The organism is Sphingomonas corticis (genome assembly GCF_012035195.1).
GTDB classification, from domain to species: domain Bacteria; phylum Pseudomonadota; class Alphaproteobacteria; order Sphingomonadales; family Sphingomonadaceae; genus Sphingomonas; species Sphingomonas corticis.
This window is the reverse complement of the sequence record NZ_JAAVJH010000032.1, coordinates 1-14,209: the sequence shown is the minus strand read 5'-3', so window position 1 is coordinate 14,209 and position 14,209 is coordinate 1. Positions and strand designations below refer to the sequence as shown.

General features: G+C 64.6%; 14 protein-coding genes and 1 pseudogene. 10 read left to right on the top strand and 5 right to left on the bottom strand.

Going from position 1 to position 14,209, the window contains the following annotated elements; translation table 11 throughout:
- The 9 genes and pseudogenes from HBH26_RS19705 to HBH26_RS19665 all read left to right on the top strand — a co-directional run.
- Nucleotides 1-581, top strand: a pseudogene (locus tag HBH26_RS19705) (hypothetical protein); the annotation flags it as partial.
- Between the two features lie 26 nt (nucleotides 582-607).
- On the top strand, nucleotides 608-1,054 hold the full coding sequence (locus HBH26_RS19700) for a DUF305 domain-containing protein (RefSeq protein WP_209308696.1): 447 nt from the start codon (nucleotides 608-610) through the stop codon (nucleotides 1,052-1,054).
- Nucleotides 1,055-1,227: 173 nt separating this feature from the next.
- Nucleotides 1,228-1,620 (top strand): DUF305 domain-containing protein, encoded by a 393-nt coding sequence (locus tag HBH26_RS19695; RefSeq protein ID WP_209308695.1) that lies wholly within the window; start codon nucleotides 1,228-1,230, stop codon nucleotides 1,618-1,620.
- 77 nt (nucleotides 1,621-1,697) lie between these two features.
- Complete coding sequence (locus HBH26_RS19690; RefSeq protein WP_239024948.1) at nucleotides 1,698-2,144, top strand: DUF411 domain-containing protein; 447 nt, start codon at nucleotides 1,698-1,700, stop codon at nucleotides 2,142-2,144.
- 44 nt (nucleotides 2,145-2,188) lie between these two features.
- Nucleotides 2,189-2,545: a hypothetical protein gene (locus HBH26_RS19685; protein ID WP_168136300.1), complete on the top strand. Its 357-nt coding sequence runs from the start codon at nucleotides 2,189-2,191 to the stop codon at nucleotides 2,543-2,545.
- Nucleotides 2,546-2,646: 101 nt separating this feature from the next.
- Nucleotides 2,647-3,864: a TolC family protein gene (locus HBH26_RS19680; protein ID WP_239024947.1), complete on the top strand. Its 1,218-nt coding sequence runs from the start codon at nucleotides 2,647-2,649 to the stop codon at nucleotides 3,862-3,864.
- Nucleotides 3,861-5,360, top strand: a complete 1,500-nt coding sequence (locus HBH26_RS19675) for an efflux RND transporter periplasmic adaptor subunit (RefSeq protein WP_168136298.1) — start codon at nucleotides 3,861-3,863, stop codon at nucleotides 5,358-5,360. The genes HBH26_RS19680 and HBH26_RS19675 overlap by 4 nt, the downstream gene beginning before the upstream one ends.
- Nucleotides 5,357-8,497 carry an efflux RND transporter permease subunit gene (locus HBH26_RS19670; protein ID WP_168136297.1) on the top strand — a complete coding sequence of 1,047 codons (3,141 nt, stop codon included), beginning with the start codon at nucleotides 5,357-5,359 and terminating at the stop codon, nucleotides 8,495-8,497. Before HBH26_RS19675 ends, HBH26_RS19670 begins: the two co-directional genes overlap by 4 nt.
- Nucleotides 8,494-8,820: a copper-binding protein gene (locus HBH26_RS19665; RefSeq protein ID WP_168136296.1), complete on the top strand. Its 327-nt coding sequence runs from the start codon at nucleotides 8,494-8,496 to the stop codon at nucleotides 8,818-8,820. The genes HBH26_RS19670 and HBH26_RS19665 overlap by 4 nt, the downstream gene beginning before the upstream one ends.
- 21 nt (nucleotides 8,821-8,841) lie before the next feature.
- Here HBH26_RS19665 and HBH26_RS19660 read toward each other — a convergent pair whose 3' ends face one another.
- Nucleotides 8,842-9,609 carry a MauE/DoxX family redox-associated membrane protein gene (locus tag HBH26_RS19660; protein ID WP_168136295.1) on the bottom strand — a complete coding sequence of 256 codons (768 nt, stop codon included), beginning with the start codon at nucleotides 9,607-9,609 and terminating at the stop codon, nucleotides 8,842-8,844.
- A 63-nt stretch (nucleotides 9,610-9,672) separates the two neighbouring features.
- Between HBH26_RS19660 and HBH26_RS19655 the strand changes: the two genes are divergently transcribed.
- A complete protein-coding gene (locus tag HBH26_RS19655) occupies nucleotides 9,673-10,095 on the top strand; it encodes a MerR family transcriptional regulator (protein WP_168136294.1) in 423 nt (140 codons plus the stop codon).
- Here HBH26_RS19655 and dmeF read toward each other — a convergent pair.
- The 4 genes from dmeF to HBH26_RS19635 form a co-directional block, all read right to left on the bottom strand.
- Complete coding sequence (dmeF, locus tag HBH26_RS19650) at nucleotides 10,092-11,024, bottom strand: CDF family Co(II)/Ni(II) efflux transporter DmeF (protein WP_168136293.1); 933 nt, start codon at nucleotides 11,022-11,024, stop codon at nucleotides 10,092-10,094. The two genes, HBH26_RS19655 and dmeF, sit on opposite strands and share 4 nt — an antisense overlap.
- A 9-nt stretch (nucleotides 11,025-11,033) precedes the next feature.
- The gene (locus HBH26_RS19645; protein WP_168136292.1) at nucleotides 11,034-11,309 is read right to left on the bottom strand and encodes a metal/formaldehyde-sensitive transcriptional repressor; all 276 of its coding nucleotides are present in this window, start codon (nucleotides 11,307-11,309) and stop codon (nucleotides 11,034-11,036) included.
- 204 nt (nucleotides 11,310-11,513) lie between these two features.
- Nucleotides 11,514-13,232, bottom strand: coding sequence for a reverse transcriptase/maturase family protein (locus HBH26_RS19640; RefSeq protein ID WP_239024946.1), 1,719 nt, complete (start codon nucleotides 13,230-13,232; stop codon nucleotides 11,514-11,516).
- Nucleotides 13,233-13,927: 695 nt separating this feature from the next.
- Nucleotides 13,928-14,209 (bottom strand): ATP-binding protein (locus tag HBH26_RS19635; protein WP_168136291.1); only part of this gene is annotated, 282 nt, incomplete at its 5' end.

Genomic DNA, 14,209 nt, shown 5'->3' with positions numbered 1-14,209 from the left:
TCGGGCTACGCCCGCCCTACGCCGCAACCAGCGCGAACGGTGCGACCCCCATACCCGTCACGCTGCTTGACGAAGGGGGTCCCTTTTGCACGCCGATAGGGGGTCCTTTTTGGACGCCGATTGACACGGTTGCGGAAGTCGCGACGACCAAGGGCGTGTTTCTGTTTGATGCGGGGACTGGCGCGTCGTTGCCGGCACCGACGCAACAGCAGGCCGAGGCGGTGGCGCGCGCCGCTTGGCGCGGGGAAGGACGACCCAAGGCGACCGTAGAGCGGATCAACCGCGCCAGCCCCGAATATCGCGGATCACTGCCTGCTTGGCGCGTGGCCTTCGCCGATCCGGAATCGACGCGCGTTTTCGTCGCGGCCGACACCGGGCGGATCATGGCGGTGAGGACCGGGACGTGGCGGCTCTACGACTTCTTCTGGAGTCTCCACATCATGGACTGGAAGAACCACGAGGACTTCAACACACCCTGGTTGCTCGCCTTCGCGATCGGTGGTCTCGCGCTTTGGCTGGGCGGCGCGGTCCTTCTCTACATGCGGTGGCCTAAGCGGCGTCGGGCCAGCGCGACAGGCTAGCGGGGCCGCACAACAGGAGAGAGACGATGATGAAAAACGCCTATGCGAGCCTGGCGGTGCAAACGATCATCAGCGGGATCATCATGTATCTCGTCATGTTCGTGATGATCGACAATCTCGGCAGCTTCTACAACAACCTCAATATGCTCTACATGACGCTGATGATGGTCGCGCCAATGGTGGTGGCGATGATCCTCGCCATGCGGCACATGTTCCCGTCGAAGGGAGCGAACGCGGTCCTTCTCGCCGGGTCCGTTGTGGTCTTCCTTGGCAATTTTGCGCTGATCCGCACACAGACCACAATCGGCGACACCGCATTTCTGCGCTCGATGATCCCGCATCATTCGGGCGCCATCTTGATGTGCCAGCAGGCGTCCATCGACGATCCGCAGGTTAAGCAGCTCTGCGCGAGCATCGTGAAATCGCAGCGGGAGGAAATCGACGAGATGAAGAGCATTCTGCGCCGCATGTGAGCTGGAGACGTCCGGGCGCGCATATCTTTGCGGTCCGTTTTATACGCGGCAGACCGGCGTCCCCCTCGAAAATATAGTCCGGGTTCCAGCCAATCTCTCGCGCGTTTTAGCAGCCCGAGTGAGGGGTAGCCGCCCCGCACGCGTAGAAGTCTAAGACCCCAAGGAGATCAAACATGCGCTTCGCACCCATATTTGCAGCTACGGCGCTGCTCGCCACACCCGCCCTCGCGCAGCAGGGCGGGGGAATGCAGGGCATGGATCACGGCCAGATGGCCGGTATGAACCATGACAACATGGCGGGAATGATGGCTGGCAACCCCTACGGCCAGGCCGAGATGGACATGCATCAGAAGATGATGGCGGCCAAGCAGGGTGACGCGGCCGAGATGTGGACGCGCAAGATGATCGAGCATCACCGCGGCGCCATCGCCATGTCGCGCGTTGCGGTGCGTGAGGCGCGCGACGCCGAGACAAAGCGCATGGCGCAGATGACGATCACGAAGCAGGAAAAGGACATTGCCGAGCTACAGGCGTGGCTTCGCAAGCACGGCAAGCGCCCGCAGTAAACGAGCGCTGACCCGCCCTGTCGATCCCCCTGTATCCCCCCGGCAGGGCGGGGATTTCCCCATTAGGAGCTGATCCGATGAAGACTGGTGTTCGTGGCATCGCCGCCGCTTTGCTAATGACCATTCCAACGGTCGCATCAGCCACGGCTGACATCGCCATGCACCGCGATCCGGGTTGCGGCTGTTGCGAGAAATGGGCGGCCCAGGTGCGCCAGCAGTTCGGCCGCAAGGTCCAGATCATCGATGATGCGCGCCGTGAAGTCCTGCAGCGCAAGATCGGCCTGCCCGCGGGCCTCGCGTCCTGTCATACCGCGATCATCGACGGCATGGCGTTCGAGGGGCATGTCCCGATCGCGGACATGAGACGCGCGCTGGCCCAGCACCCCAAAGGCGTGCGCGGCTTGGCCGTGGCCGGAATGCCGATGGGCTCACCGGGCATGGAGGTGCCCGGCATGAGACCCCAACCCTATGATGTCATTGCGTTCGGTGCGACCGGCCGGCGTGTCTTTGCCCACCACGGCTGAATGTCGTTGACACGTTCACGCCGACATCTGACCATATACGCCTCGTGAAAGGTCGGTTGTCCTTTTTTCTGCTCTTGGCAGCGCTGCTAGGCTTCCTCGGCCAGCAGGCCGCCTATGCCGGCGGTCCGGCGCTCGTCCCTTTGATGGAGGCGAGCCATGCCATGACGTTGGGTATGGACTGCCCCGAGATGGAGAAGCCGAGGGCGATGCATGATGCGCCCTGCAAAGGACTGACTCTTGCGTGCATCGCGCAAATGGGATGCGTGATCCCGGTGACGGTGCAGGACCGGCTTGGGTTGGCTATTCCAAGAGCTTCTGTTCCGCTTGCAGCTTATCAGGCCATGATCCGACCTTTGGCCGGGCGTGACGTCGCGCCGGAGCCCGAACCCCCTACAGTCTGAGCTGACCCGATACCGGTCGCGCCTGTCGATCTCGTTCGCGCGAGGTCGTGGGCGCTTCGCCGTGCCATCCATTCAGAACGGACTTAGCAATGCGCGCATCCATGATGCTTGCGGTCGCCGCGCTCACGACGAGCGCCGCGCACGCGCAGACACTTACCTATGACCAGGCGCTGCGCGATGCGGTTGCCAACGCCCCGGGAGCGGTTGCCGGTCGCGCGGGGGTCACCGCCGCCCAAGCCGATGCACGTGCCGCTGGAAGCCTTCCGGACCCCCGTGTGTCGATCGGGATCGAGAATTATCCTGTCTCTGGACCACCCGCCTTCTCCCTATCCCGAGACGACATGACGATGGGGCGTGTCAGTCTCCAACAGGAGCTGCCCAACCTTGCCAAGCGTCATGCCGCGCAAGCGCAGGCACGCGCCGTGATCGCAACGGCAGAAGCATCGCAAGCGACCAAGCTCCGGGAAGTGCGATTGGGAGCGGGACAGGCATGGATCGACCTTGCTTATGCCGAGCGTCGACTAGCTGCCCTCGACACCGTTCTGCTATCCCTTCGATCCCTCCCTTCCGCTGCGCGGGCCGCCGTAACGGCCGGTTCGGTCCGCCCTGGTCAGACACTGACGACCGATCAGGAGATCGCGGCACTCGACGACCGCCGCGACGAATTGATGGCCGCCGTCGTGCGCGCCCGCGCGATGCTAACTCGCTGGACCGGCGTATCGGCGCCCGAGACCGCCGGTGATATGCCCGCGATCGATCTGGCTCCGGCGCGGCTGCGGGACGCGCTCAGCCGTCACTCCGACATGATTTCCGCCGAGGCCGGTCTTCGGCGCGCCCAGGCCGACGTGGATGCGGCGCGGGCGGAGAAGCGACCCGATTGGGGGGTAGAGCTGGCATATCAACGCCGCGATCCCCGCTATGGCGACATGGTGTCGGCGGGGGTTTCGATCAGCCTGCCCCTGTTCGCACGATCGCGTCAGAACCCGCGCATCGAAGCCCGCCAATTCGCCCAGGCGCAGGCCGAGGCCGCGCGCGAGGAAACCTGGCGCACATTGGCGGCCGATCTGGAGGCCGCGCTGGCGGACCACCAGATGCATCACAGCCAATGGCGGCGCGCCCGCGAAGTGCTCCTTCCGCTCGCTCGGAAGCGAGCCGAACTGGAGATAGCGAGCTACTCTGCCGGTCGCGCGAGTCTCGCGGATGCCATCGAAGCCAAGACCGCGCTCGCCGACGCCGAGCTGACCGTGCTCGACCGTGAGGCGCTCGTCGCCGCGGATTCGGTTCGCCTCACCATCACCTTCGGGAGCGCCGATCGATGAGCGACACTACTATTACCCGCGCCCGCCTTGTCGCCGCAGCAAGCGCACTGGTGCTGGCCGCAGGCGGCCTGGGCTTCGGGCTCGCAAAACTAGGCACGTCCCCGGCTGCCGATCAGACGGCATCCCCGGCCTCGCAGAAGAAGATCCTCTACTGGTACGATCCGATGATCCCGGCGGAGCGGCACGACGGCCCGGGTCTTTCGTCGATGGGGATGAAACTGATCCCCCGCTATGCCGACGAGGGCGCAGGCGGTAGCGTCGCACCAGGCGTAGCGATCGATCCGGCCAGCCTCCAGCGGCTCGGCGCGCGGATCGTCGAGGTCGAACGCGGATCGTTGTCGAGCTCGGCCTCGGCAGCCGGCACCATCGAATTCAATGACCGCAACGTCGCGGTCGTGCAGGCACGCAGCGGCGGCTTCGTCCAGCGCGTCTATGCGCGCGCGCCAGGCGATGTCGTGCCGGCAGGCGCTCCGCTCGCCGATATCCTTGTGCCCGAATGGGCGGGCGCGCAGGCGGAATATCTCGCCGTGCGCCGCACCGGGGATGCCGGGCTCGCGCGGGCGGCACGACAGCGCCTGTCGCTTCTCGGAATGCCGGCCGGATCGATTGCGGCGACGGAGCGGACCGGCCGACCGCAAGGTGTGACGACGATCAGCACGCCCGTAGGGGGCGTCATCAAGACGCTCGGCGTCCGGCAGGGAATGACGGTCGCGCAAGGACAGACGCTGGCGGAGGTGAACGGCCTTGCCACCGTGTGGCTGAACGCGGCTGTTCCCGAGGCCCTCGCCGGCAAGTTGCGGATCGGCACGCCCGTCACCGCCACGCTGGCGGCTTTCCCGGGCGAAAACTTCAGGGGCCGCATCGCTGCGATCCTGCCGCAGGCCGAGGCGGCTAGCCGGACGCTAACGATCCGCGTCGAGTTGCCCAACCGCGCCGGCCGGTTGCGTCCCGGTATGTTCGCCAGCGTGGCGCTCGACCAGGGGAGCCGCGATGCACTCCTCGTTCCGAGTGAAGCCGTGATCCGGACCGGCCGGCGCACGCTCGTCATGTTGGCAGGGCCGGGTGGACGCTTTCGAGCCGCCGAGGTTCGCACTGGCGCAGAAGGCGGCGGCAAAACCGAGATCGTCGCCGGGCTGACCGAGGGTGAGAAGGTTGTCGCGTCGGGCCAGTTCCTGATCGATTCCGAAGCGAGCCTCGCCGGCCTCGACGCGCGTCCGATCGGTGTCGAAGCATCACCCGCAACAAAGCCGGCCGTGAAACCCACCGCGCCGATCTACGAGACGGTTGGCAGCATCGAGGCGATCGATCGCAGTTCCGTCACCCTGTCCCATCAGCCCGTCCCGGCAATCGGGTGGCCGGCCATGACGATGACGTTTCGTGTAGCCGATCCCGCGCTGGTGCGCGGATATCGCAAAGGCGAGCGGGTGCGGTTCGGCTTCGACCAACTCGCAGACGGGCCGACGCTGCGTCGCATGACCCGCGAGGCCGGCCGATGATCGCCGCGATCATCCGCTGGTCGGTCGCGAACCGCTTTCTCGTGTTGCTCGCCGCCGTCGCGCTCGCCATCGCCGGGGTGTTCGCGATGCGCGCCACGCCCGTCGATGCGCTGCCCGACCTGTCAGACACGCAGGTCATCATCCGCACGAGCTGGCCGGGCCAGGCCCCGCAAATCGTCGAGAACCAGGTGACGTATCCGCTCACCACGACGATGCTGTCGGTGCCCGGTGCGAAGACGGTGCGCGGCTATTCGTTCTTCGGCGATAGCTATGTCTATGTCCTCTTCGAGGACGGGGCCGACCTCTACTGGGCGCGCTCTCGCGTGCTGGAATATCTGAGCCAGGTGCAGGGGCGGCTACCGCAAGGGGCGCAGGCTGCGATCGGTCCGGATGCGACGGGGGTAGGCTGGATCTATGAGTATGCCCTGGTCGATCGTACCGGCCGCCGCGACCTGTCGCAGCTCCGATCCTTGCAGGACTGGTTCCTGCGCTTTGAGCTGAAAACGTTGCCCGGCGTCGCCGAGGTGGCGAGCATCGGCGGGATGGTGAAGGAGTATCAGGTGCTGCTCGATCCGACGCGCCTCGCCGCGTTCGGCGTCACCCACACCCAAGCAGTCGAGGCGATACGTCGCGCCAACCAAGAGGCCGGCGGGTCCGTTCTCGAGCTGGGCGAAGCCGAATATATGGTCCGCGCCTCGGGTTACTTGCGGACCGTCGATGATTTCCGCGCGATCCCGCTCAAGGTCGCCGGCGCCGGCGTGCCCGTTACACTCGGCGACGTCGCCTCGATCCAGATCGGCCCCGAGATGCGGCGCGGCATCGCCGAGCTGAACGGCGAGGGCGAGGTCGCTGGCGGCGTCGTCATCCTGCGCCAGGGCAAGAACGCACGCCAGACGATCGAAGCCGTCAAGACCAAGCTGGCGGAATTGAAGGGGAGCCTTCCCCCCGGCGTCGAGATCATCACCGCCTACGATCGCTCGCAGTTGATCGACCGGGCGGTGGAGAACCTGTCGGGCAAGCTCCTCGAGGAGTTCGTCGTCGTCGCGATCATCTGCGGGCTGTTCCTGTGGCACGTCCGATCGGCGCTGGTTGCGATCGTCACCTTGCCGCTCGGCGTGCTGGCGGCCTTGCTCGTCATGCGCGTGCAGGGGGTGAACGCCAACATCATGTCGCTGGGCGGCATCGCCATCGCGATCGGCGCGATGGTCGATGCCGCGATCGTGATGATCGAAAACGCACACAAGCGGATCGAGCGATGGGAACACGATCATCCGGGCGAGACGTTGGCAGGCGAGGAACGCTGGCGCGTCATCACCGAGGCTGCGGTCGAGGTCGGGCCGGCGCTGTTCTTCAGCCTCGTTATCATCACTCTGTCGTTCGTGCCGGTCTTCACGCTCGAAGCGCAGGAGGGACGGCTGTTCGCCCCGCTCGCCTTCACCAAGAGCTATGCGATGGCGGCAGCGGCGATCCTGTCGGTGACGCTGGTGCCGGTCCTGATGGGATGGCTGATCCGCGGACGTATTCCGGCCGAGAACGACAACCTCCTCAACCGCGCGCTCACCCGCGCCTATCGGCCGGCACTCGATCGCGTATTGGCGCGGCCGTGGCTGGCGATCGGCATCGCCGCTTTGGTGCTGGCGACGACGGCATGGCCGCTAACCCGATTGGGTGGCGAGTTCATCCCGACGATGGATGAGGGCGATCTGCTCTACATGCCGTCCGCGCTGCCCGGCCTTTCGGCGGCGAGCGCGTCGGCCCTGCTCCAGCGCACCGACCGGCTGATAAAAACCGTTCCCGAGGTCGCAACGGTGTTCGGCAAGGCCGGGCGCGCCGAGACCGCGACCGATCCGGCACCGCTCGAGATGTTCGAGACAACCATCCAGTTCAAGCCGCGCGATCAGTGGCGCGCAGGGATGACGCCGACGAAGCTAGTGGAAGAGCTGGACCGCACGGTACGCGTGCCAGGACTCACGAACGTCTGGGTTCCTCCGATCCGTAATCGGATCGATATGCTCGCGACCGGCATCAAGAGCCCGATCGGGGTGAAGGTTTCGGGGTCCAACCTCGCCGAGCTAGACCGCATCGCCGGCAGCATCGAGCGGATCGCTAGGACCGTGCCAGGCGTCAGTTCGGCGTTGGCAGAGCGATTGACCGGTGGCCGCTATGTCGATGTCGATATCGATCGGACGATCGCAGGGCGCTACGGCCTCAACATCGCCGATGTGCAGGAGATTGTGTCCGGCGCGATCGGCGGCGAGACGATCGGCCAGACGGTGGAGGGCCTTGCTCGCTACCCGATCAGCGTCCGCTACCCCCGCGAACTGCGTGACAATCTGGAGGGACTGCGGACCCTTCCGGTCGTCACCGCATCGGGTCAGCAGATCACTCTTGGCACTGTCGCATCCGTGTCGATCGTGGAAGGTCCACCCATGCTCAAGACCGAGAACGGTCGGCCCTCGACATGGGTTTATGTCGACGTGCGTGGGCGCGACCTGGCCTCCACGGTCGCCGATCTCCGCCGTGCTGTTGGCAAAGACGTTCGGCTCAGCCCCGGTGTCTCGATCGCCTATTCTGGACAGTTCGAGTATCTGCAGCGTGCCGAGGCTCGGTTGATGCTCGTCGTGCCGGCGACACTCGCGATCATCTTCCTTCTCCTCTACCTCACCTTCGGCCGGCTCGACGAGGCAGCGCTTATCATGGGCACACTGCCCTTCGCGCTGACCGGCGGAATCTGGACATTATGGCTGCTCGGCTATGCGCAATCGGTCGCCACAGGTGTCGGGTTCATCGCCCTCGCCGGCGTGTCGGCGGAGTTCGGCGTCGTCATGCTGATCTACCTGAAACACGCATTGGCCGAGCGCGGGCCGTCACCGTCGGGCGAGCAAGTATCGGAAGCGATCAGGGAGGGCGCACTGTTGCGGGTGCGTCCCAAAGCGATGACCGTCGCTGTCATCGTCGCCGGGCTGTTCCCCGTGCTGATCGGGCATGGCGCGGGATCGGAGGTCATGAGCCGGATCGCCGCGCCGATGATCGGTGGAATGCTGACCGCCCCCCTCCTCTCCATGTTCATCCTACCAGCCGCCTACATGCTCTTGCGGCGGCGAGCCTCAACCCACGCCGGAAGGAAGATCTCATGAAAGCCACACCATCCATGCGCGCCGCATTGATCCTGCTGGTCACGCCGATCGCGACGGGCGCTCTCGCTCAAAGCAGCAAGCCGACTGCATCGGCTGTGAAAACGGGCACCGGATCGGGAACGATCACCGCCGTCGACGCGAAAGGTGAAACCGTAACCATCAAGCATGGCCCGATCCCGGCGATCGGCTGGCCCACGATGACGATGACCTTTCGGGCATCCCCCCCGACCCTGCTCAGGGGATTGCGGTCGGGGCAGCGGGTCGCATTCACCGCCAAGGCGAAGGGGATGACGGCTAAGATTACGGCGATCGGCCCGCAGTGACGATGCGGGCCAACCTTCGCGTCAGTGCGCGATCGACAGCACTGCCGGCGCTGCGACCATCCAGAGCGCCATCGCTACCATCATCACGTTCTCGGTCAGCGAGATGAAGCCGAGCGGGACGTTGCTGTCGCCGCCCACGCAGGCGCATTTCAGCTCGCGCTTGTCGATATAGACGGCCTTGAACACCGACACTGCCCCAATCGTGCCGATGACGAGCGCGACCGGCACCGATAGCCAGGTGAGCGCTCCAGCGGCCATTAGCACGCCCGCTCCGCCTTCCGCGAACGGGTAGATGTAGGAATAGGGCACCCAGCGTTTGGCGAGCAGATCGTAATTCAGGAACATCGACGAAAAGCTCTCGACGTTCTGGAGCTTGAGCATCGCCAGAACACACATCGAGAACGCGATGAACCATTCGCCCGCGCGCACCGTGAACGGCGTCCCCAGCACGGCATAGCTGACAGCGAGCGCCATCAGCGCCGTCATCGCGAACACAGCGATCACCGGCCGATAGGTGACGGCCTTGGGATCGCGAACCGTCTTGCCGAAGAAGCGGCGCAGATCGTCGTAGCCGCCGACCCGCTCGCCAGCGATGAAGGTTTGAGGCGTCGTTTTGACCCCGTGCTTCGCCTTGAAGGCGTCGGTTTCCTCCCGCGTTTTCAGCCAATGATCGTCCACCTGATACCCTTCGCGGCGCAGCAGATCTTTCGCCTTGAGGCCATAGGGGCAGGTATGGTCCGGCATCACCATCCGGTAGATCGTCGCCTGTTTGGCGGGGGCGGTCGCCATGTCGCTTCTCCGATTTGTTCGCCCCGCCTATATGGGGTCCGTACCATAGTCCGGAGTCAAGGCATGGCGAGCATGACGATCGCGGGACTCGCGCGCGAAGGCGGCGTGGGCGTCGAAACGGTCCGCTACTATCAGCGCCGCGGTTTGCTGGACGAGCCCGACCGACCGACCGGGGCAGGTGCCGGAGGGAGTATCCGACGCTACGGCGCCGACGACGCGCGCCGGCTTCGCTTCATCAGGTCCGCCCAGGCTGCCGGCTTCACGCTTGAGCAGATCGGCGAACTGTTGGCGCTCGATGCGACCGACGATCGCGCTCGCGCGCGTCAGCTCGCGAATGACCGCATCGCCGCGCTGGACGCCAAGATCGAGGAGCTTGAGCGGGTGCGCGCTTCGCTTCGCCAGCTCGCGCGGGAATGCGGGTCCGGCTCGGAAGGCCCCTGCCCGATCCTGACCGCGTTCGAGCATACCGACAGGTTGGACGCCTAGCGGCACTCGACCGTGAGGTGCGCGAGTTCGTGAACCGGCGCTAGGCGGGCGCGAATGTCGTCGCCGGTGACGCCCTGCCCGCCCACGACGCTGACGATCGCCGCGTGCGCGTCCGGACCGACCCGCCAGACATGGAGGTCCGCGATCCGCGCATCGCCCGGCGTCTCGACCAGCTCGCGCACTTCGTCGGCAACATGATCGTCGGTCGCATCGAGCAGCACCGACGCCGTGTCGCGCATCAGCGACCATGACCAGCGTGCGATGACGACCGCGCCAACGATGCCCATCACTGGGTCCATCCAGACCCAGCCGATATAGCGCCCGGCCAGCAAGGCGGCGATAGCGAGAACCGAGGTGAGCGCATCGGCGAGGACATGGACATAGGCCGAGCGCATGTTGTTATCGCCGCCATGTGCGCCGTGAGCATGGCCGTGGTCGTGCCCGTGATGATGATCGTGCCCATGATGATGCCCGCCCGAGAGCAGGAAGGCGCTGGCGATGTTCACGCCCAGGCCGACCACGGCGATGATCGTCGCCTCCCCAAAGGCCACCGTGATCGGCTTGTATAGGCGCAGCACCGATTCAACGCCGATGCCAAGCGCGATCAGCCCCAGCACCATCGCCGAGGCGAACCCGGCGAGGTCGCCGACCTTGCCTGTCCCGAAGCTGTAGGCGGGATTGCGCGCGTGCCGCTTTGCATAGGCATAGGCGGCAGCAGCAACCCCGAGAGCGCCAGCGTGCGTCGCCATATGGAAACCGTCGGCAAGCAGCGCCATCGAGCCGGTCAGGTATCCGGCGACAATCTCGACCACCATCATCCCGGCAGTGAGCGCCACCACCCACAGGGTTCGGCGGGCATTGTCGTCGTGCGCAGCGCCCAAGAAGACATGATCGTGCGTGAAGGCGTCGATTTCGGGCAAAGTCGCCATGAGGCAGTCCTATTTGGAGTAGCGGCGGATCACCGCCAGCAATTCTTCGGCCCCCGCCGCCCGCTCGGCATCGTCGAGCCCGGCGCGTGACACATGCGCCTCCAGATGCTCGGCAATGATCTCGTCCATGAGGCCGTTCACCGCACCGCGGACCGCCGCGATCAGGTGCAACACCTCCGAACACGAAGAGTCCGATTGCAGCGCCCGTTCGACAGCGCCCACTTGCCCCGCGATGCGGCGGACGCGAGTTACGAGGTCGCCATTTGTTCGTGACAGGTGAGCCATAGCATACCCCCCTATCCTATTAGCGTTGTGTCGGCAATCTCGCAGGAATGATGATCCTGCCCTGGCGCGGCCCTGCCGGGCACGACTCTATCGACGCACTGCGCGCGCCGACCGAGCCCCCGTGCCGGTGTCTCGGTAGGGTGGGCGCGAGACGCCTCTTTCGAGGACGCCCCAGCGCCTCCCCCCGAACCGTGCTTGCACCTTTCAATGCACACGGCTCTCCATTCTGTCGGGCATCCGCCCACCATGGTGTGCGACGTGACATTTGCGGCACAGAACGATGGTCCTGCGCCGCCGCGCCGATTGTTTCCACAGTGTCAGTTGGTCGCCCCGTTTGTCTTTCAGGCGGTGAGTATGATGCATCTCGAACGGTCCATCGGTATCGCCGCATGCTTGGCATTCTTCAGCGGTGAGGCGGGTAACGAGGTCGTTCGAACTCTGCGCAATGCGCGAGCCGACCGTGATGGTATCGACGATGGGATTGCCCCACGTCTTCACGATCAGATGTTTCAGCTTCCACACCTTGTGGACGCGCGGTTTGCCCCGGACCATGGTGGTGACACCATAGTCCGCCCCCATTTTCAGGGATTTCATGACCTGCCTTCTACTCGTACGCCGTCGACAGGCTATCGTCGCCAACAAGCTCCTGAACATGACCAGCTCAAGTTTGTCGAGCGATGCTTTTACGCCATCGGCGATCGCATAATAGTTGGCGAAGCCACAAAACTCCGAGTTATAGGCAACGATAATCTCCGCGACACTGGAGTCGAGGAACTGCGGACGTGCTCGGCCATTCCTCTTGTCGAGGTTGCCGAGCTTTTTCCGCCTGCAGAACCCATAGACCCGATTCCGTGGCACCCACAGCTTGATATTCCCCCGCGTTGGCCGACGAAGGACGCGACGCATCCCACCGCCGACCTTCTGTCGTCCCGCCATCGTGCCGGCGGAGCGCAACGTGAAGGCGCATACATGGAAGCCAAGGAACGGCGATCCCTTCGACGCATCGCGAACCCCGGTTTTCTCCGGTGATACCGCCAGATTGAGCCGCTCAGCGAGGAAGTGCTGTATATCGGCCATGATCCGGACGGCGTCCGCCTTGCTGCCGATCACACCGACAAGGAAGTCGTCGGCATAGCGGCAATAGCGCAGGCGGCGGAAGTTGGGGTCCATTTGATCGACGGATGATATTTTCCGTCGATCCCGATTGATGGCTTCGATCCGAGCCAGACAGGCCCGGACTTCTGCCTCGTCCGCGCCACCGGCACGGATTGCGTCGATCTTCTTACGAAGTGCGGCGATCTGCTGGCCCTGAGCAGCATAGGCAGGATTGGCCCGCCGTTTGACGCCCTTGTCGAAGCCCGCCCGCATTTCCTCCATGAACAAGTCAAGCTCATGGAGATAGATGTTGGCAAGCAAGGGCGAGATGACCCCGCCCTGTGGAGTGCCGCTATAGGTCCGTTCGAACTTCCATTCGTCCATGCACCCTGCCTTGAGCATTGTTCCGATCAGATCGATGAACACAGGATCATCGATGCGCCGGGCCAAGAGGCCGAGCAGGATGTCATGGTCGATGTTGTCGAAGAACCCGCGAACATCCACTTCGATCAGCCATTTCGCACCCGTCCAGGTTTTGCGGATCTCTTCGAGAGCCGTGTGGCAGGAGCGACCCGCGCGGAACCCATGACTATGTTTCGAGAACACAGGCTCATAGATCGCCGCGAGGATCATTCTCGCCGCCTCCTGAACGATGCGATCATCCGCCGTAGGGATGCCCAATGGGCGCATTTTACCATTGCCCTTGGGGATATAGACCCGCCGCACTGGACGAGGGCGGTAACGGCCTTCCGCCACGCGTTCGACCAAACGATCAAGCCTTGCCAGCGTCATGCCGTCGAAGGTCTGGCCGTCTACTCCCGGCGTCATGGCACCCCGATTCCGGGATACTCTGTCATAGGCCCGCTCATATAAGCAGCGGGACCGCATGAGGCGGTGGAGACCGTTGATCCGCTTGCCCGCCCTCGACAGGGCCGGAAGCTTCTCGATCCGTCTCAGGATAGTAGCGGTTTGCATCAGCAATCCCTTTCCTTTGATCCATCGAGGTTACAGAACTGCCGTCCTTCGCCCGGATGCTGCGGATTTCGACAAGGATCACTCCCGCTTATACCGCTGCTCCGTCCGCCTCGCGGCGGCTGTCCCGGCCATTACACCGGGCATTTGACTACTATGACGGCTCCGTCGCCATGCAGGTCCGAACAAGCCGTCCTGTTTAGGCGATCCCGCAGTTGCGCGAGTGAGGAGTCGCGGCGTGTTTAGGTGCCCCGTTCGTTTCCTTAATCCCCTTACCGGGGCTGCGCCGAGCGGACTGGCAGCGATTCACTGGGACGTGCTCCTCGCTCCGCTCGGAATGGTGTGACAACCGCGTTCACCATCGCCAACCTGATAGCCTGTCAATCGGCGTCCAAAAAGGACCCCCTATCGGCGTGCAAAAGGGACCCCCTTCGTCAAGCAGCGTGACGGGTATGGGGGTCGCACCGTTCGCGCTGGTTGCGGCGTAGGGCGGGCGTAGCCCGACCGGAGGCGCAACCAGCGCGAAGCGTTCTCTGCGGGTGCCCCGGGCGTCAACTGCGGTGCTTGAAGCGCCAGCTGTCATTGCCCGTTTCGACGATGTCGCTATGGTGGGTAATGCGGTCGAGCAGCGCGGTGGTCATCTTGGGGTCGCCAAAGACGGTCGGCCACTCGCCAAAGGCGAGGTTCGTCGTGACAATGACGGAGGTCTGCTCGTAGAGCTTGCTGACGAGGTGGAAGAGCAGCTGACCGCCCGAGCGGGCAAAGGGCAGGTAGCCGAGCTCATCGAGCACCACGAGGTCGAGCCGGGAGAGCTGGGCCGCCAGCGTGCCGGC